At 71.4% G+C, this 21,861-nt stretch carries 30 protein-coding genes; 14 read left to right on the forward strand and 16 right to left on the reverse strand.

The genetic code is table 11. From position 1 onward, the window contains the following. Nucleotides 1-72: 72 nt before the first annotated feature. From AVR91_RS04230 to AVR91_RS04250, 4 genes are all read left to right on the forward strand, one after another. Nucleotides 73-1,569 carry a relaxase/mobilization nuclease domain-containing protein gene (locus tag AVR91_RS04230; protein WP_063276391.1) on the forward strand — a complete coding sequence of 499 codons (1,497 nt, stop codon included), beginning with the start codon at nucleotides 73-75 and terminating at the stop codon, nucleotides 1,567-1,569. A 233-nt stretch (nucleotides 1,570-1,802) separates the two neighbouring features. Next, nucleotides 1,803-2,066, forward strand: a complete 264-nt coding sequence (locus tag AVR91_RS04235; RefSeq protein ID WP_063276390.1) for a hypothetical protein — start codon at nucleotides 1,803-1,805, stop codon at nucleotides 2,064-2,066. Further along, nucleotides 2,063-2,686: a hypothetical protein gene (locus AVR91_RS04240; RefSeq protein ID WP_063276389.1), complete on the forward strand. Its 624-nt coding sequence runs from the start codon at nucleotides 2,063-2,065 to the stop codon at nucleotides 2,684-2,686. The genes AVR91_RS04235 and AVR91_RS04240 overlap by 4 nt, the downstream gene beginning before the upstream one ends. A 449-nt stretch (nucleotides 2,687-3,135) precedes the next feature. Beyond that, nucleotides 3,136-4,956: a type IV secretory system conjugative DNA transfer family protein gene (locus AVR91_RS04250; RefSeq protein ID WP_063276387.1), complete on the forward strand. Its 1,821-nt coding sequence runs from the start codon at nucleotides 3,136-3,138 to the stop codon at nucleotides 4,954-4,956. A gap of 664 nt (nucleotides 4,957-5,620) precedes the next feature. On the opposite strand, the gene AVR91_RS44485 is transcribed toward AVR91_RS04250, so the two are convergent. Both AVR91_RS44485 and AVR91_RS04255 read right to left on the reverse strand, forming a co-directional pair. Continuing rightward, entirely contained in the window at nucleotides 5,621-5,860 is a 240-nt protein-coding gene (locus AVR91_RS44485; RefSeq protein WP_394329944.1) for an Rmf/CrpP family protein, read from the reverse strand. Then, on the reverse strand, nucleotides 5,857-6,687 hold the full coding sequence (locus AVR91_RS04255) for a hypothetical protein (RefSeq protein ID WP_143253878.1): 831 nt from the start codon (nucleotides 6,685-6,687) through the stop codon (nucleotides 5,857-5,859). Before AVR91_RS04255 ends, AVR91_RS44485 begins: the two co-directional genes overlap by 4 nt. A 149-nt stretch (nucleotides 6,688-6,836) precedes the next feature. On the opposite strand from AVR91_RS04255, the gene AVR91_RS04260 reads away from it, so the two are divergent. The 10 genes from AVR91_RS04260 (at nucleotide 6,837) to AVR91_RS04305 (ending at nucleotide 13,119) form a co-directional block, all read left to right on the forward strand. Then, nucleotides 6,837-7,838, forward strand: coding sequence for a hypothetical protein (locus AVR91_RS04260; RefSeq protein WP_143253879.1), 1,002 nt, complete (start codon nucleotides 6,837-6,839; stop codon nucleotides 7,836-7,838). A 90-nt stretch (nucleotides 7,839-7,928) separates the two neighbouring features. Continuing rightward, nucleotides 7,929-8,198: a hypothetical protein gene (locus AVR91_RS04265; RefSeq protein WP_063276384.1), complete on the forward strand. Its 270-nt coding sequence runs from the start codon at nucleotides 7,929-7,931 to the stop codon at nucleotides 8,196-8,198. Between the two features lie 93 nt (nucleotides 8,199-8,291). Further along, nucleotides 8,292-8,660, forward strand: coding sequence for a hypothetical protein (locus AVR91_RS04270; protein WP_063276383.1), 369 nt, complete (start codon nucleotides 8,292-8,294; stop codon nucleotides 8,658-8,660). A gap of 108 nt (nucleotides 8,661-8,768) precedes the next feature. Beyond that, nucleotides 8,769-9,311, forward strand: a complete 543-nt coding sequence (locus AVR91_RS04275) for a hypothetical protein (protein WP_063276382.1) — start codon at nucleotides 8,769-8,771, stop codon at nucleotides 9,309-9,311. 166 nt (nucleotides 9,312-9,477) lie between these two features. Next, entirely contained in the window at nucleotides 9,478-10,713 is a 1,236-nt protein-coding gene (locus AVR91_RS04280) for a helix-turn-helix domain-containing protein (RefSeq protein ID WP_063276381.1), read from the forward strand. A 307-nt stretch (nucleotides 10,714-11,020) separates the two neighbouring features. Next, nucleotides 11,021-11,515 (forward strand): hypothetical protein, encoded by a 495-nt coding sequence (locus AVR91_RS04285; protein ID WP_063276380.1) that lies wholly within the window; start codon nucleotides 11,021-11,023, stop codon nucleotides 11,513-11,515. After that, complete coding sequence (locus AVR91_RS04290; protein ID WP_063276379.1) at nucleotides 11,512-11,706, forward strand: hypothetical protein; 195 nt, start codon at nucleotides 11,512-11,514, stop codon at nucleotides 11,704-11,706. The genes AVR91_RS04285 and AVR91_RS04290 overlap by 4 nt, the downstream gene beginning before the upstream one ends. Nucleotides 11,707-11,823: 117 nt before the next feature. Continuing rightward, on the forward strand, nucleotides 11,824-12,312 hold the full coding sequence (locus tag AVR91_RS04295; RefSeq protein ID WP_063276378.1) for a helix-turn-helix domain-containing protein: 489 nt from the start codon (nucleotides 11,824-11,826) through the stop codon (nucleotides 12,310-12,312). Nucleotides 12,313-12,320: 8 nt separating this feature from the next. Further along, the gene (locus AVR91_RS04300; protein ID WP_063276377.1) at nucleotides 12,321-12,623 is read left to right on the forward strand and encodes a hypothetical protein; all 303 of its coding nucleotides are present in this window, start codon (nucleotides 12,321-12,323) and stop codon (nucleotides 12,621-12,623) included. 67 nt (nucleotides 12,624-12,690) lie between these two features. After that, the gene (locus AVR91_RS04305) at nucleotides 12,691-13,119 is read left to right on the forward strand and encodes a DUF6166 domain-containing protein (protein WP_063276376.1); all 429 of its coding nucleotides are present in this window, start codon (nucleotides 12,691-12,693) and stop codon (nucleotides 13,117-13,119) included. An 8-nt stretch (nucleotides 13,120-13,127) separates the two neighbouring features. Here the strand turns inward: AVR91_RS04305 and AVR91_RS04310 are convergent, their stop codons facing one another. The 14 genes from AVR91_RS04310 to AVR91_RS04375 form a co-directional block, all read right to left on the reverse strand. Then, on the reverse strand, nucleotides 13,128-13,673 hold the full coding sequence (locus AVR91_RS04310; RefSeq protein ID WP_063276375.1) for a hypothetical protein: 546 nt from the start codon (nucleotides 13,671-13,673) through the stop codon (nucleotides 13,128-13,130). A gap of 91 nt (nucleotides 13,674-13,764) precedes the next feature. Next, on the reverse strand, nucleotides 13,765-14,085 hold the full coding sequence (locus tag AVR91_RS04315) for a hypothetical protein (protein WP_143253880.1): 321 nt from the start codon (nucleotides 14,083-14,085) through the stop codon (nucleotides 13,765-13,767). After that, complete coding sequence (locus tag AVR91_RS04320) at nucleotides 14,082-14,450, reverse strand: hypothetical protein (RefSeq protein WP_063276373.1); 369 nt, start codon at nucleotides 14,448-14,450, stop codon at nucleotides 14,082-14,084. The genes AVR91_RS04315 and AVR91_RS04320 overlap by 4 nt, the downstream gene beginning before the upstream one ends. 30 nt (nucleotides 14,451-14,480) lie before the next feature. Then, nucleotides 14,481-14,708, reverse strand: coding sequence for a hypothetical protein (locus AVR91_RS04325; protein WP_063276372.1), 228 nt, complete (start codon nucleotides 14,706-14,708; stop codon nucleotides 14,481-14,483). Between the two features lie 145 nt (nucleotides 14,709-14,853). Next, nucleotides 14,854-15,771 carry an NUDIX domain-containing protein gene (locus tag AVR91_RS04330; RefSeq protein ID WP_063276371.1) on the reverse strand — a complete coding sequence of 306 codons (918 nt, stop codon included), beginning with the start codon at nucleotides 15,769-15,771 and terminating at the stop codon, nucleotides 14,854-14,856. 116 nt (nucleotides 15,772-15,887) lie between these two features. Next, nucleotides 15,888-16,583: a hypothetical protein gene (locus AVR91_RS04335; RefSeq protein WP_143253881.1), complete on the reverse strand. Its 696-nt coding sequence runs from the start codon at nucleotides 16,581-16,583 to the stop codon at nucleotides 15,888-15,890. Between the two features lie 104 nt (nucleotides 16,584-16,687). Continuing rightward, nucleotides 16,688-17,335 carry an NUDIX hydrolase gene (locus tag AVR91_RS42665; RefSeq protein WP_143253882.1) on the reverse strand — a complete coding sequence of 216 codons (648 nt, stop codon included), beginning with the start codon at nucleotides 17,333-17,335 and terminating at the stop codon, nucleotides 16,688-16,690. 50 nt (nucleotides 17,336-17,385) lie between these two features. Beyond that, entirely contained in the window at nucleotides 17,386-17,823 is a 438-nt protein-coding gene (locus AVR91_RS04345) for a hypothetical protein (protein WP_063276368.1), read from the reverse strand. Nucleotides 17,824-17,862: 39 nt separating this feature from the next. Continuing rightward, nucleotides 17,863-18,252: a hypothetical protein gene (locus AVR91_RS04350; RefSeq protein WP_063276367.1), complete on the reverse strand. Its 390-nt coding sequence runs from the start codon at nucleotides 18,250-18,252 to the stop codon at nucleotides 17,863-17,865. Between the two features lie 54 nt (nucleotides 18,253-18,306). Beyond that, the gene (locus AVR91_RS04355) at nucleotides 18,307-19,371 is read right to left on the reverse strand and encodes a tyrosine-type recombinase/integrase (RefSeq protein WP_063276366.1); all 1,065 of its coding nucleotides are present in this window, start codon (nucleotides 19,369-19,371) and stop codon (nucleotides 18,307-18,309) included. Between the two features lie 42 nt (nucleotides 19,372-19,413). Next, on the reverse strand, nucleotides 19,414-19,695 hold the full coding sequence (locus AVR91_RS04360; RefSeq protein WP_063276365.1) for a hypothetical protein: 282 nt from the start codon (nucleotides 19,693-19,695) through the stop codon (nucleotides 19,414-19,416). Nucleotides 19,696-19,917: 222 nt separating this feature from the next. After that, a complete protein-coding gene (locus AVR91_RS04365) occupies nucleotides 19,918-20,340 on the reverse strand; it encodes a hypothetical protein (protein ID WP_063276364.1) in 423 nt (140 codons plus the stop codon). Between the two features lie 209 nt (nucleotides 20,341-20,549). Then, nucleotides 20,550-20,942: a hypothetical protein gene (locus AVR91_RS04370; protein ID WP_063276363.1), complete on the reverse strand. Its 393-nt coding sequence runs from the start codon at nucleotides 20,940-20,942 to the stop codon at nucleotides 20,550-20,552. After that, a complete protein-coding gene (locus AVR91_RS04375; protein ID WP_076857257.1) occupies nucleotides 20,939-21,763 on the reverse strand; it encodes a ParA family protein in 825 nt (274 codons plus the stop codon). The genes AVR91_RS04370 and AVR91_RS04375 overlap by 4 nt, the downstream gene beginning before the upstream one ends. Nucleotides 21,764-21,861: the final 98 nt, after the last annotated feature.

Genomic DNA, 21,861 nt, shown 5'->3' on the forward strand with positions numbered 1-21,861 from the left:
CGGCCGGCCGGGTGACGGCGATACCTTAGTCCAAGTAGTTGATCTTGATTCGCGCGCTGAGCTGGGCAAACCGTGATCGGCCGGGTTGTGCGCGGCTGGCGCGCCCGCGGCCTGATCGCATACCTGTTCGGCCCCGGCCGCCACCACGAGCACCAGGACCCGCACGTGGTGGCCGTCTGGGACGGCTGTGAACGGCTGCACCAACCGCGCGAAACCGCGCCGGGCCGGTTCGACGTCGCCGACCTGGCGGCCGCGCTCACCGCCCCGGCCGCGGCCGCCGGCGTCCCGCAGAACCCGCTGGCGGTGCGCGAAGGCCAGGACCGGCCCCAGGGCCCGGTCTGGCACTGCTCGCTCCGCGCCGCACCCGAGGACCGCGAGCTGACCGGCGCGGAGTGGGCGGAGATCGTGGCCGAGGTGCTGGACCGGACCGGCATCGCGCCCCGCGGAGATCCCGGCGGGTGTCGGTGGGTCGCGGTGCGCCATGCGGCCGATCACGTCCACGTCGCCGCGGTCCTGGTCCGTCAGGACACCCTCCGCCGCGTGCATCCGCGGCGGGACTACCACCGCGTCCGGGAGGCGTGCCTGGCCGCCGAGCAGCGGTACGTCCTGCGCCCGACCAGCCCGGCCGACGCCACCGCCCCGTCCGCGCCGAACCGCGGCGAACAGGAGAAGGCCGCCCGCCAAGGCCGCGAGCCGAGCCGGGAGCAGCTGCGCCGCCTCGTCCGCTCGGCCGCGGCCCGCGCGAGCGGCCCGGAGGAGTTCCTGGAGACGCTGGCCGCGCGCGTGCAGGTCCGGGCCCGCCGAACGCCCGGCGGCCAGCTGGCCGGTTACGCGGTGGCCGTTTCCGGCGACCGGGACCGGCAGGCGGAACCGATCTGGTTCGCCGGGCGGACGTTGGCCGCTGACCTGTCCGCGGCCCGGCTGACCGAGCGGTGGGCCAGCGCCCCGCGGCCGCCGGCCCCGGCCAGCCGCATGGAGGAACGGCGGAGCGCCGCGTGGACCTCGGCGACCGCGGCCGCCGAACGGGCCCGCGCCGAGCTGGCCACCGACCCCGCCGGCATCGCGCACGCCACCGGAGACCTCCTGCTGGTCCTGGCCCACGTCACCGACTCGGCGAGCCAGCCGCCGCTGGAGACCGCGGCCGCCGAGTTCGAGCGCGCCGCCCGCCACCCCGGCCGCGGCCAGCCGGTCACCTGGAGCCGCGCGGCCGCCGACCTGCGGACCGCGGCCTGGCGGCTGGCGCGGGTGCGCACCGGGCCCAGCACCAGCGCGGCCGCGGTGCTGGCGCTGCTGCTGGCCGTGGCCGCCCTGGTGGCCGAGCTGGCGGCCTGGCGGGCCCAGCGGAACCAGCTGGCCGCCGCGGCGGCCGCCGACCGCGCGCGGGAGGCCCTGGCCGGCCACGTCGTCCAGTTCGCCGAGCGGCACCGCGGCCACGCCACGGCCGCCGAGCAGCCCGCGGCCGCCGAGTCGGCGAAGCGCCGTCCTCGAGGGCGGATCGCCGGGCAGAAGCCGCCGGCGCACCTGCACCGCCCGACCGGTGTCCCTGGTCGTCCTGGCCGTGGCCGATGATCGCAAGGGGGAGCGGTCAGGATGCCCCGGCCGGACTCCGGATCAGCCCCGGACGGGTGTGCGGACGGCCTGAGTAGATCTACGCGCCGTCGCTAACGAATGCGACAAATGGCCCCGTTGACGTGCACTATTGGCGTAAGGGGAGTGACAAATCATGGTCAAGAAAAGTGACAAAACTTGGACACGAAGCGAAGCGGGGGAGGGCGACAGTGGCGTTTGGTCCGGGTGACTGGGTGGAACTGGTCCGAGCCGTCGAAGGCGGCGGCTCGGCGGGCCATCGCGGCAAAGTGACGTCCACCGGGTTCCTCGGCGGGCTGGATATCGAGCTGGAGAACGGGACGCGCCTGCGCGGGGTGGACCCCACGGCCGTGGTGGCCAGCGGGCCGTCCAACGCCTCCAGCTCCAGCGGTTGGGGCTGCGCCGTGGTGGCGCTGGCCACGTTGGGAGGTGCGGCGGCCGCGGTGGCGGCACTGGTCCCGTGGGGGTGGAGCGCATGACAGCCGCTCACGACGACCTGACCCCGGCCCGTGCCGCCGGCTACCCCGGCGGTCCCGGACCGGAGAGCGCGGTCCGACCGTTGCCGACCATCGGCGTGGACCCCGGCCAGACCTGGACCGCGGCCGTGCTGCGCGTCGGCGACTTCGGCGAGCACGGCTGGACGATGGGCCCCACCGACAAGTTCGGCACGATCACCCGCGACGCGCTCAACGAAGTGGACAACTGGGACGGCTTCGCCCGCTACGTCGGCCGCCTGATCGACGCCCTGGACATGCTGGTGGACTACGCCAACACCCGATACGGCGAGGTCAGGATGGCCGTGGAGGTCCCCGGCGTCCCGATCGGCTACCAGCCCGGCAGCGCGAAGAAGTTCCAGCGGTTGCCGCTGCGGGACTGGATCATCCCGCGGCAGGTCGCCGCCGCGGTGATCGGCCAGTTCCCCGAAGCCAAGATCGTCCGCCCCGACCACTACGGCCGGCGGCCGAGCAGCGAGTACCCGAAGGAGCTGCGCGGCACCCGGCCCCCGGAGTGGGGACCGAACGAAACCCCGAGGCGAGAACGCGACCACGAACGGGCCGCGTACGACATTGCAGGCGTAGCGGCGGTGATGCCCCGATGACTGGACCGAACGATCCTCACCAGGGACAACAGACGCCGCCGCCGGGCTGGCAGCCGCCGCCCGGCGGCGGACCAGCGCGCCCTCCAGGGCCTCCGTCCGGTCCGCCCGGCGCTCAGCACCAGCCCGGCCCCGGCGGGCCGGGAGCGGGCCACTCAGCGCCTCCTCCGGGCGTAGATCCGCACCTGTGGAACCAGTGGCAGCAGTTGCAGCAGGACCCGCAACGGCGAACCGAGTTCGAGCAGTGGCAGCAAGCCCAGCGACAGGCCCCGCCACCGCCTCCACCACCGCCTCACCAGGCCCCGCCGCAGGCCTCCGCGCCGCCGCCCCCGCAGGCCCAGCAGCAGGCCCAACCATCGGGCGGGGGCGTATCCGTCGCCGAACGGCCAGCAGGGCCCCCGGAGGGCATCCAGCCCCGTAAAAGGCCCTGGTACCAGCGGTTGCCGCGGTGGATGACCGACTGGCGGACCCTGCGGTCCATCATCGTGAGCTGGTGGTACTCGACGGGAACCCGTTCGGTCGGCCAGGAGATCCGGGTGGCGTTCTTCGACGCCCGGCGCGCTCCCGGCTGGATCGTGCTCGGCATGATCGCCGTCTTCTGGCCGCTCTCGGACTGGTCGCTGATGCCGGTCATCATCGCCGCGGCGGTCTGGCTGGCCATGATGTTCGTGACCCGGTTCGTGCCCTGGTGGTACCGGCGGCGGGTCCGCCGCTGGTTCCGGCCCGGAATCGGGCTGCTCGCCCTGGTCGTGCTCGCCTCGGAGGCCGGGGTGTGGGCCTGGCTGCTGGCGGTCGGGCTCTGGCTGATCGTCGCCGCGGTGACCGACACCCTGCGGGCCCGCCGGCGGCTGCTGTCGTGGCTGCTGGCCGCGGTGGCCCGCACGGCCCGCGTGGACCCGGCCGAGCTGCACGTGGAACGCGCCACCTGGGACAACCGGCGGCTTGTGTCCGCCGAGGTCAACCACCGCGGGGTCCTGCGCACCGAAGACGCGGCATCGCGGGCCCGGATCGAGGAGAGCGCGAAGTGGGCCCTTCGCCACGCCGGTATCTACCGCGTGTCCTGGCCGGCCGGGGTCGCCGCGTTCGAGATCGAGGCCGATCCGCCGTTGCCGACGAGCCTCCCGGAGATGGCGCTGGAGGGCCTGCCCGGTATCCCCATCGGCGCGACCGACGCGGCCACCGCAGCCGGGGAGGTGGACGTGGTGGACGCCCAGACCGGGCAACTGGTGTCCTCGATCCCGGTGGCGCTGGTCAACCCCGCGGACGCGCAGCGGCACTACCTGGTGGTCGGTGGGACCGGCGCGGGCAAGTCGGTGTTCATCCGCGGATTCATCGCCCGCGCCCTGCGTAACGGCTGGTTCCCCGGCGGGGTGTTCATCTTCGACGGCAAGGGCGGATCGGATTACATCGTCTTCGAGGGACGCGAAGGCGTGCATTGCGTGGCGCGCACCCCGGAGGAATGGGAAGAAAACCTTCCGCCGATCGTGAACATGATGCGCCAGCGCTACGACGAGGACGCCGAATACCACCGCGGGAACCGTTCTAAGCCGTCATTCCCTCGGTATCTGGTCGTGTTCGATGAGGTCCAGGAAATCCGGAACACCCTCGGTAAAGACGTCTTGGACCCGGTGCTCCAGCAGATCTCGCGGCAGATGCGCGCGAGCGAAGGCCGCTTGATGCTGTGCACCCAGCGCCCGGACGTTTCCGACGCTATGCCCGGCGCGGTCCGGGACATGCTGGAGGACCGGATTGTCCTCGGATTTATCAGCCAAAAGGGGGCCCAGATGGTCATGGACCAGGATTGGCGCTCCGTGGTGGACGAATACGGGAACGAAAGCGTCCCCGGCCGGGGAATGGCCCGGATCGGCGGCCGCCTGCTACGTATCCAAGGGTTCAATTTGCCGCTGCCGCGGGAGCACCCCGAGGTTGAGTACCTGTACCCGCGCAAGCTCGACGCCGCCGAGCAGGAGGGCGGCCAGCGGCCGCCGGCGGGGGAGCAGGAGCTACCGCGCAACGTGGCCCGGTGGGCACCGCGCCAGAAGGCTCCGAGGCCCCCGGAGGCCCCGGAGGAGGGCCAGGAGGGCCGCCAGGAGCGGCTGGCGGACGAGGTGGACGGAGACGCCCCGACCCCGCCGCACGGGATTCCCCGGATCGGTCTGGCGGCCACCGAGCAGGAGGCCGCGGGGAGGCCCGAGCCGCCCGCCGAGCCCGCTCCGGCCGCGCCGCCGCAGGGCCCGCCGGACGGCGGCCGCCGACGCCGCAGGACCGTCTAGGAAAGATCAACACCGGGCACCACTCGGCCCCCGTTCAAGATCAAGAACGGGGGCCGAGTTGCGTCTAGGGGGTGGGGTGTCGGAACAGTGGTTTACGACCCGGCCGCGATCACGTCAGAAGATATCTGACGGCTTCGCCGTCAGTATTCTAACGAGTCGGGCGGGTCGGTGAGCGAAGCGACACGGAATGAACCTTTTTCCGCAGGAAAAACGTGCCGCGCGGGCACCGCGTGGCGGGGGAGGGGAGGGGGCCGTCAGGGCACCCGAGCCGACCCCGCCGGAGGTGCCCGAAGTGGCCTCCAGTGGGGCCGGAGAGGCCCCACTTGAGGAGAGGGAGGGAAGGGAGAACCCCCGGCTTCCAGGGGAGCGGAGCGGACCCAGCAGGCCCCCGTCCGTCGAGTCCGCTCCCCCTTAACCGGCGGCGGGGGAGTGCGCCGAGGCCGATGGCGCACTCAGCCGCACGGCACCAGCCGCCCGTCTTCCGAGGCCGGCGGCCGCCCGTCCCGCAGTCCAGGGCAGGAGGGGACTGGCGTCACCGGTGACCGCGCCAGCGTCGGAGCCGTCATCCGCGGGCCGCGGCCGAGCTCGGCGAGCCCGGACGGCCCCGGACAGCGCGGAGCCCGGCCGAGGACCGACCGGGCTCCGTGAGGGGACTGGCGTGGCGTTACGGGCTACTGCGCCGAGTACGCAAATCGGTTCGACCGGCCGCGAATCCGCGAATCCACATATCACGTTTCGCGCGGTCGGTTTCATTCTTGGGGTTGTGCCACGGACAGTTTTCTATCCGTTCGCCGGATAGAGCGGCCCGTTTTCCATTCTCCTGGATTTCAAGAACGGTTTTCGGCCCCAGTATGTCCGCCGCTGTATTGTCGTGTTTAGGGGACTGGCGTGGGTCGGTGCTCATGCTGTGGCCTCTCCCAATGACTGGAACTTGGCAGTTCGTGCCGCTTCGCGGTCGGAATCCCGGCCGAGCCACTGATACCGCCACTCGGTGTAGGTGATCCGGCCGTTTCTGGCCCACCATGCCCGCAGTTCCTCACTGGAGTATTTGCGGGCTCGCGCGGCCGGACCGGAGAACAGGGAAAGTGGGTCGATCCCCCGCGCCAGTCCCTCCCGGTTGAGCAGCTGGCCGCGGCATTCGGTCTCGGCATCGAGGTAGCTCGTGTACGTGTGGACGTCGTACTCCTCCCGGCAGGTCTGCTCCGCGGACAGTTGTCGGCTCGGCCGCCGAGCCGGGTTGGTGAGGGGACTGGCGTCCTCGGCCTCGGCGGCGGCCTGCCAGGCTGCCTCACGCTCTCGGCGCTGGCGTTCCTGCTCCTGCTCGTGAGCGGCTATCTCGGCGTCCCGCTGCTGGGCCAGCTGGTCGCGCCACTCCAGGGTGTCCAGGACTTGCTCCTGGGCCCGCGGGTCGTCGTCCAGCTCGGCGAGCGCGGCCGCCAGCTGGTCGTCCGAGAGGTCCACCGTGGCGGCCGGGGTGAACTCGGCGGCCCGGCTCGGCGGCAGGCTGGCCGGCGGTTCGGTGGCGGCCGCGGTGGCCGCTTCGTGGGCGGCCACATCCCGGTCCAGCAACTCCACGTACCGGAGCAGGGTGTCCCAGTCCTCGGCCTCGTTCGCCCGGCGGGCGGCACGGTCGTACCGGCCGATCCGCTGGCGGATGCGCGCCAGCGGCCGCCGCGCCGGATCGGTGCACGCCGGGCACCGCCGGCCCCCGTCGTGTTTCGCTCTGCACATCATCGGCCCCCGAAACTTGCGTCTCCCTCATGATCTTGTGTACATCGCGCGGGACTGGCGTGCTTGTGATCTGCGGAAACAGGCGGACAACCCGCTGGTAGATCATGGATAGTGGAGATCGGGGAGAAGCCCGTGAACGGGAGCGTGGAATGCAGTGGAAGCTAGCCGCGGTTGGCGGCCTGTTGTGTGCGGTGGCCGGCGGAGGGTTGTTCGCCGAACATCTCGACGTCCTGGCGGCCGAGGAGGTCTCGGCCGAGCAGCAGCACCAGGAGAACCTGGCCCGGATCATGCCCAACACTCCCCAGGAAATGCTCCGCTCGATCCACGATCTCCTGGCCGAGAAGGACCCGGCGCGGGCGTGCCTCCTGTTCGAGGACCCTCTACGGCCCCAGTTCGGCGCGGCCTTCGGCGAACCGACCTGCGAAGCGGCCATGTTCAAGCTCGCCGCGCAGATCAAGGAGCCGAACAAGTACGTGGAGTTCAACGTCAACTGGCAGAAGGACGTACGCCTGGAGGGCGACACCGGCGCGTTCATCGACGGGTGCGCGGTGACCTTCGGTGGCGGCCTGCTCGATCCGGAGAACGGCGGCGGCGACCCTGGTCCCAAGATCGGCAAACTCCACATGAAACGGATCTTGAAACGCGGGCTCGTGGTGGACGGGTTCACCCCGTGTAACACCGCGGCCGGTCCCGGCGGCACGCCGACACCAGGTGCTCCGCCGCCCTCGGCGGCGCCTCCGACCACCACCGGACCCGGACCGTTGCCGACCTCGCCCCGCGCCCCCGCCGGGGTCCTGGTCGGCTACCTGGCCAAGGGCAACGACGCCGGCGCGTGCAGGTTGTTCAGCGACTCCGGCAAGGCCGCCTTCGCCAAGGCCCAGGGCGTGGCGGACTGCCCGGCCGCGGTGGCCGCCTTCCGCACGAAGATCACCGATCCCGACCGCTACGGGAAGCCGATCGGCGGGGACAGCGACGCCACCGCCCGCAAGGGCAGCTACGGCACGCACGACGTGGACGCCTGCAAACTGAACTGGTCGAACTACACCGTGGACGGCGAGATGCCACCGCCAGGGCCCCAGCTCGGCCGGATGGTGGTCGAGCACCCGCCCGGCAACGACGGGTATTGGATCACCGGCTTTAGCAACTGCTGACCAGCGGCCCGGCGGCCCGTTCCGCTGTGCTCGCGCTGATACCGTGCGTGCTCGGCAAGTGGGTACTTCCTGGAGGGGCAGAACACCGGCATGAGCAACCTTGCGCAGGACGAAAACGAGGGGTTGCCGTTCGTCGGCCCGCTCTTGAGCTGGCTCACGGAGAACGTGATTCCGCTGCTGCTGCTGGTGACCGCGATTGGTCTGCTGTGGCTCGGCGCGGGCAAGGGTGACAACGCCGGAGTGATGAAGCGGGTTATTGCCCTGGTGATCGTGCTCGGGATCGTCGGCCTGGCTCTGACGAACTTCGCCGGCGTCGATATCTCCAAGTGGCTGCTCAACCTGTTCGGAGCGGGGATCTAGGCCGCCAGCACACCAGCACGCCAGTGGGCCGCCCCAGGTCGGGGCGGCCTCATGCTGGTGGACTGTCGGTGGCGTCGGGCATCATGCCCTCTTGTGGCAGCTCCTACCGCACCACTCGACCCGACTACGGCGATCCTGGCCGGGATCTCCGCCCACCAGGTCGGCCTCTTCCGCGGCCGGAACCTGCGCGTCCGCGCGTCCACCGTCGTGCACGGCGTCCGGCTGTGGCCGTGGACGGCGGGGCTCGAGTTGCCGGGCCCGGCGTGCGGGCAGGGCTGGAGCGGGGCCGGCCTCGGCGGCGAGCTGCACCCGACCGACGACCCGGTGACCTGCCACCACTGCCTCCACTCGTCGCAGGCCCGCGCCGCCTTCCGCCTGGACGGCAGCGGGCCCGGCCAGCTGGCGCTGGACCTGGACCTGGACGGCCAGACCGTGCTGGACCTTCCGCTCCCCACCGACTGACCACCGCGGCCGCTGGCTGGTGTTCCAGCGGGTTATGCCTGGTCATCTGATCGGTTACGCTGGATTTCGCGGGTTTCCAGCAGGTCGAGGAGGGGAGGCTGGTCCCTCGTGAGTCAACGCCCCGAGATCACCGGCGGTGGGTACCACCACCTGGAGCCCAACGACGGGTACGACCCGGACGGCTGGCAGGACTTCACGCCGTGGCGACCCGGCGACCCGAGCACCCAGAACGAAGCACCGCCCGCGCTGGCCGCGGAGTTCTCTGCCGGCACCTACACCACCGGCACCGGCGGCCGCGGCTCCGGCAGTGACCGCGGCCGCGGACGGGAAGGGCTCACCGAGAGCCAGGCCGAGGCCCCGGACACCGCCCCGCGACGTCGCCAGCCGGAGAAGCCCAACCGCGTCACGACGCGGAACACCCTCCAGCACCCCGGACAGGTCCAGAGGTTCGAGCCTGGGGACAAGGTTCGCAGCCGCGGCACGATCGCCGGCCAGCTCGGCATGGACCACGTGCCCACCCACACCAAAGGCCGCGTTCTGGATACCCGCCAGGGCCTCCTCGGTGGCAGCTTCGCCACTGTCGCGTTCGAGAACGGGTACGTGGAGGAGATCCAGACCGACGCCATCGAACGCCGCGGCTTCTTCGACTGATCCAGGCCTGTCCCGCTGATGTGCTGACGTGCTGGTGGTCTGTCCCAGCTCACGACCAGGAAACGGGGCGCGGGTGTGCCCACCTGGCGGGCGTGACCGGTTCCCCTGGTGGGTACCTTGGGACAGGGCAAGAACAGGCTTCACCGATCGGGCGGAGGTGCGCGCCATGCAGCACGAGACCAACGACGTCGGCCACCGAGTGCGGGAGATCCGCAACTGGCGGGAGATGAGCCTGGAGACCGTGGCCGGCCTCGCCGGGATCTCGTACGGGCACCTCGGCAAGATCGAGCGCGGCGAAACGCCGTTGAACACGCGGAATCTGCTGGAGAGCCTGGCCTACGCCCTGCGGGTCGCGCCGTCCGAGTTCAACGGCCAGCCGTGGGAACGTGCCGCCGATCCGCTGGGAGCCGCGGCCCACGCCGGGCTCGTCGCGGTGGAGAACGCGCTGGACACCTACGAACTGGGGGAGGACCCCGGCGGCCCGGTGCGGGAATGGCCGGAGATCTGCGCCGACGTCGCCGAGATGCGCAACGCCGGCGCTCTGCACTCGGACTACGCGCTCCAGGGCGAGCTGGCCCCGAAGCTGCTGGCCGAGCTGCACGCGCTCTACGTGCGCCAGCCGTCGCTCCGCACGGAGGTCCTGCTGGCCCTGATCCACTGCTACGCCAGCGCGGTCTGGGTGACCAAGCGACTCGGCGGCCGCGGCCTGTCCATGCTGGCCGCGAAAGAGGCCCAGAAGTGCGCCGAGGAGCTGGACTCGCCCCAGTGGCGCGGCTACACGACCTGGCTCCGCGGGGACGCCACGGGCGCGCTCTCGCGGCCCCAGCAGCACCAGCGCGCCGTCCGCATGGCCGACGAACTGAGGCCGCACCTGGACCACCCCGAGGTGATCCAGGCGTACGGCATGTTGCACCTGTCCGCGGCGCTGGCATCGGCGGTCCAGGCCGACAAGGACAACGCCCGGACTCACCTGGACGAGGCCGAAGACGTCGCGCGACGGCTGGACACCGAAGTGGGCACCTTCGGGCGGCTCTGGTTCGGTACCACCAACGTCGGGGTGTGGCGGACCACCATCGGCCTGGAGCTGGGAGAGGGCCAGCGAGTGGCCGAACAGGCCCGGCTGGTGCACATCGACACCATTCCCTCCCAGAGTCGGCGGGCGGAGTTCTTCGCCGACCTCGGCCGCGTGCTGCTGGCCGAGCGGAAAACCCAGGAGGAGGGCCTGGAGAAGCTGCTCCAGGCCGAAAAGCTCGCCCCGCAGCGCATCCACGCTGACGTCTTCGTCCGCGAAGCGGTCGCCGATCGGCTCCGCGCAGCACAGCGCGACGCCGGCGGCCGCGAGCTGCGCGGACTGGCCTGGCGGCTCGGCATCGCTCCGGCGGGCGTTGCCTCTTCCGAGTGAAACCACCTCGGTTTGTCATTAATGACAAACCGAGGTTTCGCCAGCTCATAGCCTCACTCCTCGTGGTTGAAGGAGGACGGTCCCCGTGGTCGGACGCCTACGGCGTCCCAGTCACGGAAGCCGCCCGCGTAGTCCAGGACGGCGTGGACAAGACCGGTGGAGCGCTCAAGTTCCGCCGCGGTCGCGCCGGGCGCGTGGTGACCCTGGGAGCTACGCGGGCGGCGGTCGTGTTCGACGGTGAAACTGCTCCGGTGGCCATCCGGCCGCACCTTCTGCACGTGATCGAAACCGAGCAGAGGACCGAGGCATGAGCACCGAGACCGCGCTGGCCAGCAGGCCGCCGGCCTCGGTCGAGGGGGAGGCGACCGTGACGACGCGACAGCCGATCGCCCCGCCCGGATTCCACTGGCACGGCTACATCTCGAAGGCGTCCGCGCTGCTGATCCCGACCGCCGAGGACCGCGCCGCACGGTTGGCAACCGTGCCCGCGGTTCTCCTCGGCGCGCCGTACGCGGTGTCCGGCTGGCTCGGGCTCCAGATCCAGGGATACGGCGGCCGGTTCGCCCTGTGGGCCCCCGACCTGCACCGCTGGGAAGACCTGCCCACCGGCGACCCGGCCCGGCTGCGCATGGAGTTCCTGCTGGCCGCGGCCCGCGCCGAGAGCGTGTACGTGTCGGTGAGCGCGGACCCGTTGCCCGAGGTGCGGCTGGTGTTCGCCGAAGCCGTCAGCGACGCGACGTGCAGCGAGCATCGCGGCCAGTTCTCCACGTCGCTCGATGAGCACTACGGGAGGGCCCGGTGACCGAGCTGTCCGCGCGTCGTCCCGCCCTTCCTGCCATGCCGGACGGCAGCCAGCCGAGCACCCCGCAGGAGTGGGCGGCCGCGGTCGGCGAGTGGTGGGCGGACGCCTCCGACGAGGACCGCCTGGCAATCCTGGAAACCAGCTACCACCAGCACAGAGCGAGAAAAGACGGCGAGCGCGCCGGCACCTGAAAAGCCCCCGCCTCATCCCCCCTGCGGGCGGGCCCCGGTTCGGCCCCGGCACCACCTCCCCCCTCGGGTGCCGGGGCCGAGCCACGTTCAGGGCCGGGCGGAAGAGAGCGAGTACGGATGATCGAGGACCAGGCGACCGAGTACCAGCGGGTGCTCGGAGACGAACTGCGCACGCTCCGCCGCGGGCGCGGCTGGACCCGGAAGCAGCTGGCCGCCGCGCTCCAGAGCGACCTGTCCCTACAGACCTTGGCCACCTACGAACTGGGCACGCGGCATTGCTCGGTGGTGCGGCTGGCCGAGCTGTGCCTGGCGATGGAGGAGCAGCCCCAGGACCTCCTGGCCAGGGTCCACCGCCGGGTATTCGCCGAGCCGCCCGCCGGCGTGCTTCGGCTGAACCTCGCGGCCATGCTCGTCGACGACCAGGCGCACCTCGGCCCGCTGGGCCCGCTGTACCGGTGGGCCCGCGAACGGTTCGACAGGGGGCCAGCCGAGGTTGAGCTGGAGCTGGCCGTGGTGGAGTTCTTGGCGAAGCTGTGCGAGACCTCCGTGGAGCAGCTGCTCCACCTGCTCCGCCCGTATCTCCCCGCGGCGGTCGCCCTGGCATGACCAGGGGCGTGACCTCGATCGGAACCCAGCGCGGGCCCTGGATCGTGTGTACCTCGGGGCTGGCCGCGGCCGGGTTCTACGACCTCGTACGGCGGCCGCGGTGCTCGACCGCTCCGGAGCACGACCTGGCGGACGTCGTGGATCTCGGCGTCCGCCAGCTGGACGCGGCCGCCCCGTTCGAGCCGGGCCAGGTGACCGTCATCCGCGGTGAGCCGGTGCGGCTGGTGCCGGTCACCTGGCGGTGGCGGTGGTGGATTCGGTGGCACCTGAACAGCTGGCCGGGGCCCATGCTGCGCGTGGTGCCGCTGTGATCGGCTGGATTGCCGCGGCCGCCGGGCTACGGTGAAAGGAACAACAGCACGCCAGAGGGGGCCTCCGTTGACGAGCGAAAAACCGCACCCGAACCGGATCTATCACGGCCTGGCCGAGATAGACGACGACAACGGGCACTTGATCGTGGTGGAGCTTGGCGGCGGTGGGCCGACCCAACGGGACCAGGCGCAGCGTCTCTACCAGCTGGACAACCCGCACCGATTCAACGGCTATCGGACCTTCCTGTGGGGCTACAACGGCACCAACCCGCGCGAAACGGCCCAGGTCATCCTCACGGACGCGCTCGGCGTCGACCCGCCGGACATGCTGCGCGAGGCGTTCACCAACGACTTCGTGGCCCACTGGGACGAGGAAAGCGAATGGTGGTTGCCGCGGCGAACGATCCTGCGATGGGTCAAGGGCTGGTGCGCCGAGAACCGGGTGGACATCCCGCCCGGCGACGCGGCCGCCACTGACTACCTGGTGAGCCGCTGAAGACCCCCTTACAGGGTGAAGGCCGGGCCGATCCGGCGGGCCTCGTCGGGCAAAGGCCGGCCGACGTCGGCCAGGGCGTCCTCGGGCAGGCCGTCCCGGAGCAGGGTTTTCACCGGCGGGCCCCACAGCAGCGAGACGCACTTGGTGGCCTGCTGGCGGGCGTGCCGCCAGGCACCGGTGACCGGAACGCCGAGGTAGACCTGGCCGTCCGGCCACGTCGGGTCCAGCGCGGCCGCGCCGGCGGCGCACCAGGCGTGCTCGTCGCTGATGCCGAGGCAGCCCGCGCGGACCGCCAGGCCCTCCGCGTAGAAGACGGCGGGGTGGTCGGTGGCGTACAACGTGGCGTTGAGGTAGCAGCGGCCCATTTCGCCGAGGTCGGCCGCGGGAAGGGCCTGCGGGGTGAACAGGCGGCCGACGTCCAGCAGCAGCTCGGCGACCGAGTGATACCGCCAGCCCGCGGCCGCGGAGTCGTGCGCGGTGTTGGACTTCGCCGCGGCGGCCAGCCCGCGCGCCCAGGCGATCAGGTGGCGCTCATCCTCGGTCAGCTCGGCCACGTCGGTCCCTTCGTTGTGCTGGTGTGCTGGTGGGTTGCCGCTGGTCAACGACAGGGGAGTAATGCGGCGAGTAATGGGGAGTGAACGGGGACTATTCCGCGGAGCGGTCCGGCAGGGGCCAGCCGATCGCCGCGAGCGTCCAGCCCTGCTCGGCGTGCGAGTACACCAGAGGCGATACGGCCGAGATCGAGCAGTGCGCGCCCGTGGTCGGGTGCCGACCGGCGACGGTCAGCTGCGGAACCTGCTCGGCGGTGGCCTCGGCGAGCGCACGGGAGCGGTGCGCGCGGACGGCCAGCTGGCCGCCGGCGGCCGCGGTGGCCACGCCCCAGACCATCAGGGCCGGATCATGGTTGGCGAAGTTCACGCGGGCCTCCAGGGTGTGCTGGCGTGCTGATGGGCTGGTCCTGCTCATCGCGTCTCGGCGGCCTGGCCGTCCTCGGCGGCCCGCCAGTCGCGGATCTCGGACAACGGCCAGAACAGCCGGTACAGGTACCGCCTGGCGGGCGGGAACGGGTTCCGCTTCGGCTTTCCCGTGGTGAGGTAGGAGCGGATGGTGGACGGGCTCAGGCAGGCGATCACCGACGCGCCGGCCATGTCCACCCAGACCTCCCCGTCCGGCAGTTCGGGCAGGCCCCACAGGCCGCCGCCGCTCGGCGCGGCCGCGCCGGAGCTGATGGTCTTCCAGCGCTCGGCGAGGTCCGCGCGCTGTTCGTCCATCGTGGCCGTTTCGGCGTGCTCGGTGGGCTGGTGCTCGACGGGGGCGCGGTCGCCGGTCATCGTGGGGAGCCTTTCGTCCAGGGGAGCGGGTCAGACGGTGAGCTGAAACGCCAGCTCGTCGGCGTCCTCGTCGGGCAGCGCCAGACGGGCGGGGAACAGGGCGACGTCCCGGAGCGGCCGGTGGGGCGGCTCGGGGAGCGGGCCGTGTTCGGCGGCCGCGGGCACCGCGGCGTTGTCGGGCAGCTCGAACAGCGGGGCCGTGGTCGGGGCCGGCGCGGGCTCGGGGGCGTCGAACTGGGGGAAAAGGGAGCCGGTCATGGTGTCCTCCAGGGCGGTAGCTTTAACGCTTCTGTCTGGCAGCTTTAAAGCTGCCAGACATGGCGGGAGGTTGTCAAGCGTTTGAGTGTGCTGGTGTGCCAGTGGGCTAACGCAGCTCACAGGCACACCAGCGCGCCGCGTGCGTCTACTCGATGGCCGCGAGCACCGCGCGCCGGTGATCCGGCCACATGCGCGGCAACACGTCGTCGTACAGCTGGTCCACGGTCACCCAGTACGCGCCGGCGGCCTCGTTCACTGCGGGCGCGGGCCCGTCCCCCAGGTTCACGTGGACGGTGTACGTGCACGTCCAGGCGTTGAGGGTGTGCGGGCTGCTGACCGGCCGGATAGCGCGGACCAGTCGCGGCGAGACGTCCCGCGGGACCTCGAATCCGGTTTCGTCGCGCAGCTTCCGCGCCGCGGTGGTCAGGATGCCCTCCCGCGTCACGGCCCGGTCGCCGGCGCGCCACTGGGCCACGGAACGGCCCTCGTCGCTGGGCAGCGCATAGCCGCCCGGCAGAGCCGGGATGACGCCCTGATCGGTTGCCCGCGGCACCAGAAGGACCTGGCCGGCCGCGGTGACCACGCTGTCCGCCACGGTGGCCTCTCCCCAGAAGTAGCTGAATCCGAGGCCCACGGGGAGGCCGATCCGGTCGTCGGCGAGTAGTTGCGTGTGGTGCGGGTGCATCGGCCGCCCGTGTTGATCGAGCAGCCAGCCGCGGCTCCGGCTGTACTCCTGGACCCCGGTGTCCACCTGTACCGGGTCGGAGCCGAGGGAGGTCGGGATCTCCGGGTCCATCGACTCCGGCGAGCCACCGGCGCGGTTCGGGTGGTGCCTCGCGTCGAAGCCGGGCGGCACCTGCGCGCGGTCGCCGCCGGGCACGTAGCCCGCGCTGGTGCTGTGCAGGCGGTCCCCGTATCCGGGCTGGCGGGTCTCGGCGATGTAGCCGGCGATCTCGGCCAGGGTCTCGGCCGGGTACGGGCGGTCCGATCCGAAACCGGGCCCCCAGGTCCGCTCGTCGGGCAGGAGTTCGACGTCCAGGGCGTGCGCTGAGGTGATGGTCATGCACTCCAGGTAACCGCGTCGGTACCCGCTGCGGGAGGGGTTTCCTGTTTCACGTTCGGACCAGGAAACCCTCCCGGTGTGCTGGCGTGCTGGTGGGCTATCGCAGGTTGCCGACGTCAGAAAGGCGGGGATTCGGTGGAGTACTGCACGGGCGGTTCAGTGGATTTGCGGCGCAGGTTGGCGAAGGCGTCCGCCACGGTGTCGCCGGTGCCTTCGCCGATCAGGCCGCCGGTGGGATCAGTTGCACGAGCCAGCACGAACTCCGGTTCTCCGGGGTCGGGGAAAGCCGGGTCGTTGCTGTGCGGAGTGCCGGGATCGTGGGTCAGGGTCACAGTGGCACCGGCGCGGATCAGCTCCTCAACGTCGAGGTATTCGCCGGGGGCCGCGGTAATCACGCGGTCAGCGCACATCAGCGCGGCCACGGCCCGGTGGTGCCGCTCCAGAATCCGCGGGGAACCGGATTGAACCGCCCGAACGTGGTCCCCGAGTTCGGCGCGGGCCTTCGACACCGGCACCACCTGTAACCAGGTCTGCGGCTCGTACAGCTCGGCCAGCGGCACCAGTACCGCCCAGGCCAGTTGTTGACCGTCTCCGCAGGTCAGAAGCGTAGCGGTCGGCTTCGCGTCGTCTCGCCCCTCGGCCGCACCAACCAACTGGCTCCACTCGCCGCGGGCCTGCTCGACGCCGACCGGCTGGCCCCATCGCCGGACGGCCGCGGCCAGCTGCACCTCCCGATTACTCGTGTACGTCGTGACCTGCTCCGGCTTCGGCTCTGCCGGGCTTGGCCGGCCGCGCATCTCCCATTCCCACATGACCACCACCTTACAAAACTTTTGTAAGGTGGTGGCTCAGCGGATCGGGTGAACCATCCGGACGTCGGCGGTTGCCTGCCGTGGTGTGCTGGCGTGCTGATGGGCTACCGCAGGTTGTCCCGCACGATGGCGGGGTGAATGGGCGTACTTGGGTCCGCCCGATAGAGCGCGGGAGGGCGGCCCGTGTGGCCTTCCGCGCGATCCCCTGTCGGCTCCAAGACCCCGGCCGCGGCCAGCTTGCGGTGGAAGTTCGCCGGGTCGAGCCGAACGCCCCAGACCGCCTCGTACACCTCGCGCAGCCTGGTCACGGTGAACGCCGGCGGGCAGAGCGCGGCGGCCGCCGCGGTGTGCTCCAGCCGGGTCCGGACCCGTTCGGCCGCGGCCGCGATGATCCGCCCGTGATCGAGGGCCAGCCGGGCCGGATCGGCCAGGATCTCCTCCACCTCGTGCCACCGGTCTCCGGTCCTCGAGGACGGGGCTCCGGCGACCAGGGCGACGTACGCGATTGAGACGACTCCGCCGACCGGGCCGACGGTGGCCAGCTGCTCCAGCTGGCCACCGCGGCCGCCGGCGACGTCGGCCAGCAGCTCCCGCGCGGTCGTCGCCAGTTCGTCGTCCGGGCCGAGGAACCGACCGGGCAACGCCCAGCGGCGGCCGCCGAAGCCGCGGCCCGCTCGGCGGCCGAGGAGGACCTGGAGGCGGTTGTCCGCGACGGTGGCCAGCACCAGGTCCACCGTGATCGGAATCGGCACCGCGGCGGACAACTCCCCGGTGTGCTGGCGTGCTGATGGGCTGACGCTGGTCAATCCTGCTCGCTAACGTCGCGGTGGCTGACCTTGGCGAGCGTTTCAAACGCGCTGTTGAAGGCGGCCGCGAGGTCTTCGGCCAGGGCGGCAGCACGGGCGAAGTCCGCACCGGCCGCGGCGGTGTGCGTGCTGGCGTCGCCGGTGTGGGCGTAGAGCGTCGGGTCCGTCGCGGAGATCTTGGCCAGGCGGCCGGAGAGCATCTGCGCCAGCTGCGGAAGCCGCCCGGCCAGTTCGTACAGGCGGTACGCGACGTCCTGGACGTCGGTGGTCTGCGGCACCGCGACCGCGCCGGAGTTGAGCACCGCATGGTTGGTGAAGCGGGCCAGCTCGGCCGCGGTGCCCAGCGCGGAGGGCACGCTGTCGCGGTCGGGCGGGAGCGGCCAGTACTTGCCCACCAGGGCATCCGCGGAGGGCCGGATTTCGGGCTGGGGCATGGGGTCAAGTTCCTCTCGGTGGTCTGGCGTGCTGGTGGGCTACTGCTGTTCGGTGGTGGTTTCCGGGTACAGGTAGACGCCTTTTCGTTCGCGTTCGAGTCGGCCGCGGGTGACCCAGTACCCGAGTGCGTTGCTCACCTTGTGCGCGGGATCGGCTCGGCCGAAGTCGGCGAGGCGGGCGGCTACCTCGGTGACGGTGACCCGTTCGCCGGGGTCGAGCACGTGCCAGAGGGCCCGGCGCAGCGGGAGCAGCCGGGCCATGCTGCCCGGCGACGCCGGGGCGTCCGGGTCCTGCTCGGCCAGGCGGATCACCGCGGCGCAGGCGTCGAGCAGGGCGGGCGGGATCTCGACCGCGAGGCCGGCCGCTCGTGCGGTGTCGCGGGCGTTGGCGATGCGTTCCAGCTCGGCGGTTACTTGCGTGACGTGCACGGCGGTTCCTTCGATGTGCTGGCGTGCTGGTGGGTTGGCGCTGGTGAAGGTGGGTTAGTGGTCGGTGTGGGTGTTCTCCACCGCGGCCTCCAGCTCCTCCTCGGAGGGCAAGGTGTAGAGCCGGGTTGTGTCCAGCGATTCGTGGCCGAGCAGTTCGGCGACGGTGACGATATCGACGCCGGAGCGGAGCATCTGGCGGGCGAAGGTGTGCCGGGCGACGTGCGGGCCGAACGGGTCGCCGTTGTCGCTGGGGCCCAGGCCGGCCTCGGCCCCGATGGTGTGCACGACCTCGTACACGGTGCGGGCGGACAACCGGTGGCCGCGCTCGGCGAGCAGCAGCGCCGGGGACTCGGCGGCACCGGGCCAGCTCGGCCGGACGTCCAGCCACGCCTGAACCCGTTCCCGAAGTGCGGCATTGATCGGAACGTCCCGATCCTTGCCGCCGTCCGCGCCCTTGCCGCGCAGGTAAAGCCGCCCCTTGCGGGCGGACAACCGGACGTCGGCCAGGTCGAGCGCCGCGATTTCGGAGGCGCGCGGGCCCGCGTGGTACGGCAGTTCGGCTATCAGCCGGTCCCGGACGCCGCGGGCCCGGCGCAGTGCCGAATATTCGGCGGCCGCAGTCCGTTCGCGGGCCTCGGCCGCGCGCAGGTACCGGAGGGCCTGGCGGTCGTTCATGCTGCGCGGTGCGCGCCGGCGCTTGACGTGCTCGCGCCGCGCGCTGGCCCGGCCGAGACCGCGGCGGGTGTGGAAGTCGTCCAGGGCCGCAAGGACGTTGTTCAGCGTGGCCGGCGATCGGCGGCCACCGCGGCGGCCGGGGGTGGTCTTGAGGTGGGCGCGGTAGTCACGCACGGCCCAGTCCCGCGCGGCCGGGTCGGTCAGCGGGTCGCCGTCGCACTCGCCGAGTTCGAGCCACAGCAGGTAGCCGCGGACGTTGCGGCGGTACTTGTCGCGGGTGCTCGCGCCGAGCGGGGAGCGGGCCAGCCCGGTCTCGTACTCGGTGAGCGCCGCGGCGTAGCGGCCGGTGGGTAGCGGAGTCGGAGCCGGTTCGGCGGAGCCCGTGTTTCCAGAAGTCGATCCGGGGGCCTGCTCGGCGGCTGTGGCCGCGTTTCCAGAAGCCATACCGCAGTCTACCCCTGGAAATGAGTATTTCCAGAAGTGGCCCTATCGGGGGTTCGGGTGGGTCTCCTCTGTCGACAGCAGCGCCACCACGTCCGGCTCGTCGGCGAACGCCTCGCGCAGCTGGACCAGGAAGGGCTCGAACATCAGCGGGGCGAACATCTCCACGCCGGCGTTCTCCTCGCTCGCCCACTGGAGCATCCCGGCCAGCGTCAACGCGGTGTGCGGGCCCAGTTCGAGCGTGAGCCGTTCGCCGCGGTCCTGCCGTCGCTGCATGTCCGCCATCAGGCGAACCGCGCCCGCCAGGTTCGTCTCGGTGCCGGTCATCGGCTCCCCCTCGTTCGAGTTCGCGCGTCGGATCTCCAGCCTGGCAGCTCGGCGAGTCCGGTCGGTACTCCTGTCACCCGAGGGGACTGGCGTGGGCCGAACGCGACAGGATGAGCGCGCCCCCGGCACAAGGCCGGAGGCGGGTGGGGGTCCTCGGTGGCCGGCCGGATGGCATGGCCGCCGAGGACCGCTCGTGTCCTGGTGTGCTGACGTGCTGGTGGGCTACCGCTGGTTGTCGCGCTGTTGGTCGCGTAGCTCGTCCGAGAGCAAGCGCAGGGCAGCCACCCCGAAGTCCCACAGCCCTTGCAAGCCGTGGGCGGTGATGTACGCGTCCACGACGGCATCGGCGGTATCGGCTTCGCCGGATAGGTGCCGCGCGACCGCGCGGACTGCGGCCAGCTGCGCGGCGGGCACGTCCGTACGAGCAGGCCCGTAGACGTCGGGCTGGGCCCATCCGTCGCGGAGCAGCGCGTCAGCCACCAGCCGCGGCGCAAGGTGGGCTATCTGCTGCATCCGGGCCTCCCCGGCCGGGGAAGGCTCGCGGCCGATCCAGTCGGCGAGGCGCGCCCCCGCGGAACTCGGGTTGTCGATCGCTTCGGCGGCGATGCTGGTCAGCACCGCGGCAACCTCGCCGGATGCGGTCATGACCGGCCCCCGATGTACCGATCTGCGGCGATATTCGCGGCTCCACCTGGCGCTGTATCGAGCGTTTGCATGTCCGATCACTCCACCCCAGTTACGTCACATGACGTTTTAGGCGTTCTGGTCGGCACTGTCCCCTACCTGCGCGGTACCGCTGGCGTTGTGACGTGCTGTCTGGCTGACGTGCTGGTGGGCTGGTGGGCTAACGCTGCTCAACCTGCATTTTCGGACTGTTTCAGGCTGCCGAGGAGTTCCACGAGTGCCGAAGTCTTCTCCGGGTCCTTCGGCCCGGTCTCCGGCATGAAGCTCTCCACGTCGAACCCGCGAGCGCTCATCAGCAGCACCAGGCCGGCCGCGTGAAGATCCTGGAGGTCCTGGTCCTCCTCGTCGGCGAAGGCCCGTGCGGCGCTGCGTACCCACCGGGGCACCTTCGAGTTGAAGGCGGTCCGCTCCCACGGGTCCACGCGCGGAATCCGCCGGCGACGCGGACGCGCCGCCGCGCTCTCTTTCGTGCTGGCTTCGTCGCGGGCGGCGTTGGCCTGCGCCACCAGCGACACCGCCACGTTGTCCCCCAGGAGGTTCTGGGCGGTGAATCGCTCGCTCATGCTGCTTTCTCCAGTGCTCGGTCCAGCCAGGCGTCCAGAACCTTGGTGACTTCCGGCTGGCGTGGGTGCTGGTAGTCATGGATCGGCTTCCCCGCCGAGGTGGCCTGGCTGACCACCTGCCGACGCGGGAGCACGTCGTCCCACATCACGCCACCGAACGCGGTGCGGATCTCGCCGAGGCGGGTCCGGTGCTCCTGCAAGTTCTCGTCATGCTGGGTGACCACCGCGGCGGCCTCGCGCATCCGGGGAAGCCCGTTGTTGCCCATCAGCTTGGTGAGCTGAGTCCAGGTGGAGGCGAGCCCCTGTACGCCGAACCGCTCAGGTTCGCACACGGCCAGCACCACCTCGGACTCGCGCGCGCCCATCGTGGTCAGCATGTTCATGGCGGGGCGGCAGTCGCAGATGATCAGGTCCACCAGCGGCCGGGCGTGCTCCATGAGCAGGCTGAACGTGTTCATCACGCCGGGGTCGGACCGCTCGATGCGCTCCAGGCCGAGAGTGGCGGGCAGCAGGTGCACCCCGGACCACTCCGGCCGGGCCGGGTACATGGCCTGTTGGAGGTCAGCCGCGGTCGGCCTGTTCATCTCCAGCAGGTCCACCAGGGCCAGCGGTGCCTCTCGGGGCCGGTCCGCGGTCTCCGCGACCTTCTCAAGGTATTTCGGGTGCGCGATGACGTCTGTCCCGTTGTTCTGCGGGTCCAGGTCCACGTACAGCACCCGCTTTCCGCGAGCACGGGCGGCGGAGGCCAGGCCGAGGGACACAGTGGTCTTGCCGATACCGCCCTTTAGGCCGAGGACGGCGACGCTGGGGGTAGAAGTCACCGGGGCATTGTGGCGCACTTTCTCCGGCGTCACCAGCACGGGCCCACTAACACGCCAGCACGTCAGCCCACCAGCACACGCACCCCGAGGGCCCCGCC

This window comes from Amycolatopsis keratiniphila subsp. keratiniphila (assembly GCF_001620365.2).
Lineage (GTDB): Bacteria > Actinomycetota > Actinomycetes > Mycobacteriales > Pseudonocardiaceae > Amycolatopsis > Amycolatopsis keratiniphila.

Coding starts and splice junctions, on each gene's coding strand:
- AVR91_RS04240 (WP_063276389.1), top strand. CDS start 2,063: ATGACAGCCGCTCACGACGACCTGACCCCGGCCCGTGCCGCCGGCTAC.
- AVR91_RS04250 (WP_063276387.1), top strand. CDS start 3,136: ATGACCGACTGGCGGACCCTGCGGTCCATCATCGTGAGCTGGTGGTAC.
- AVR91_RS44485 (WP_394329944.1), bottom strand. CDS start 5,860: ATGAGCACCGACCCACGCCAGTCCCCTAAACACGACAATACAGCGGCG.
- AVR91_RS04255 (WP_143253878.1), bottom strand. CDS start 6,687: ATGTGCAGAGCGAAACACGACGGGGGCCGGCGGTGCCCGGCGTGCACC.
- AVR91_RS04260 (WP_143253879.1), top strand. CDS start 6,837: ATGCAGTGGAAGCTAGCCGCGGTTGGCGGCCTGTTGTGTGCGGTGGCC.
- AVR91_RS04265 (WP_063276384.1), top strand. CDS start 7,929: ATGAGCAACCTTGCGCAGGACGAAAACGAGGGGTTGCCGTTCGTCGGC.
- AVR91_RS04280 (WP_063276381.1), top strand. CDS start 9,478: ATGCAGCACGAGACCAACGACGTCGGCCACCGAGTGCGGGAGATCCGC.
- AVR91_RS04285 (WP_063276380.1), top strand. CDS start 11,021: ATGAGCACCGAGACCGCGCTGGCCAGCAGGCCGCCGGCCTCGGTCGAG.
- AVR91_RS04295 (WP_063276378.1), top strand. CDS start 11,824: ATGATCGAGGACCAGGCGACCGAGTACCAGCGGGTGCTCGGAGACGAA.
- AVR91_RS04315 (WP_143253880.1), bottom strand. CDS start 14,085: ATGAGCAGGACCAGCCCATCAGCACGCCAGCACACCCTGGAGGCCCGC.
- AVR91_RS04320 (WP_063276373.1), bottom strand. CDS start 14,450: ATGACCGGCGACCGCGCCCCCGTCGAGCACCAGCCCACCGAGCACGCC.
- AVR91_RS04325 (WP_063276372.1), bottom strand. CDS start 14,708: ATGACCGGCTCCCTTTTCCCCCAGTTCGACGCCCCCGAGCCCGCGCCG.
- AVR91_RS04330 (WP_063276371.1), bottom strand. CDS start 15,771: ATGACCATCACCTCAGCGCACGCCCTGGACGTCGAACTCCTGCCCGAC.
- AVR91_RS04335 (WP_143253881.1), bottom strand. CDS start 16,583: ATGTGGGAATGGGAGATGCGCGGCCGGCCAAGCCCGGCAGAGCCGAAG.
- AVR91_RS04345 (WP_063276368.1), bottom strand. CDS start 17,823: ATGCCCCAGCCCGAAATCCGGCCCTCCGCGGATGCCCTGGTGGGCAAG.
- AVR91_RS04355 (WP_063276366.1), bottom strand. CDS start 19,371: ATGGCTTCTGGAAACGCGGCCACAGCCGCCGAGCAGGCCCCCGGATCG.
- AVR91_RS04360 (WP_063276365.1), bottom strand. CDS start 19,695: ATGACCGGCACCGAGACGAACCTGGCGGGCGCGGTTCGCCTGATGGCG.
- AVR91_RS04365 (WP_063276364.1), bottom strand. CDS start 20,340: ATGACCGCATCCGGCGAGGTTGCCGCGGTGCTGACCAGCATCGCCGCC.
- AVR91_RS04370 (WP_063276363.1), bottom strand. CDS start 20,942: ATGAGCGAGCGATTCACCGCCCAGAACCTCCTGGGGGACAACGTGGCG.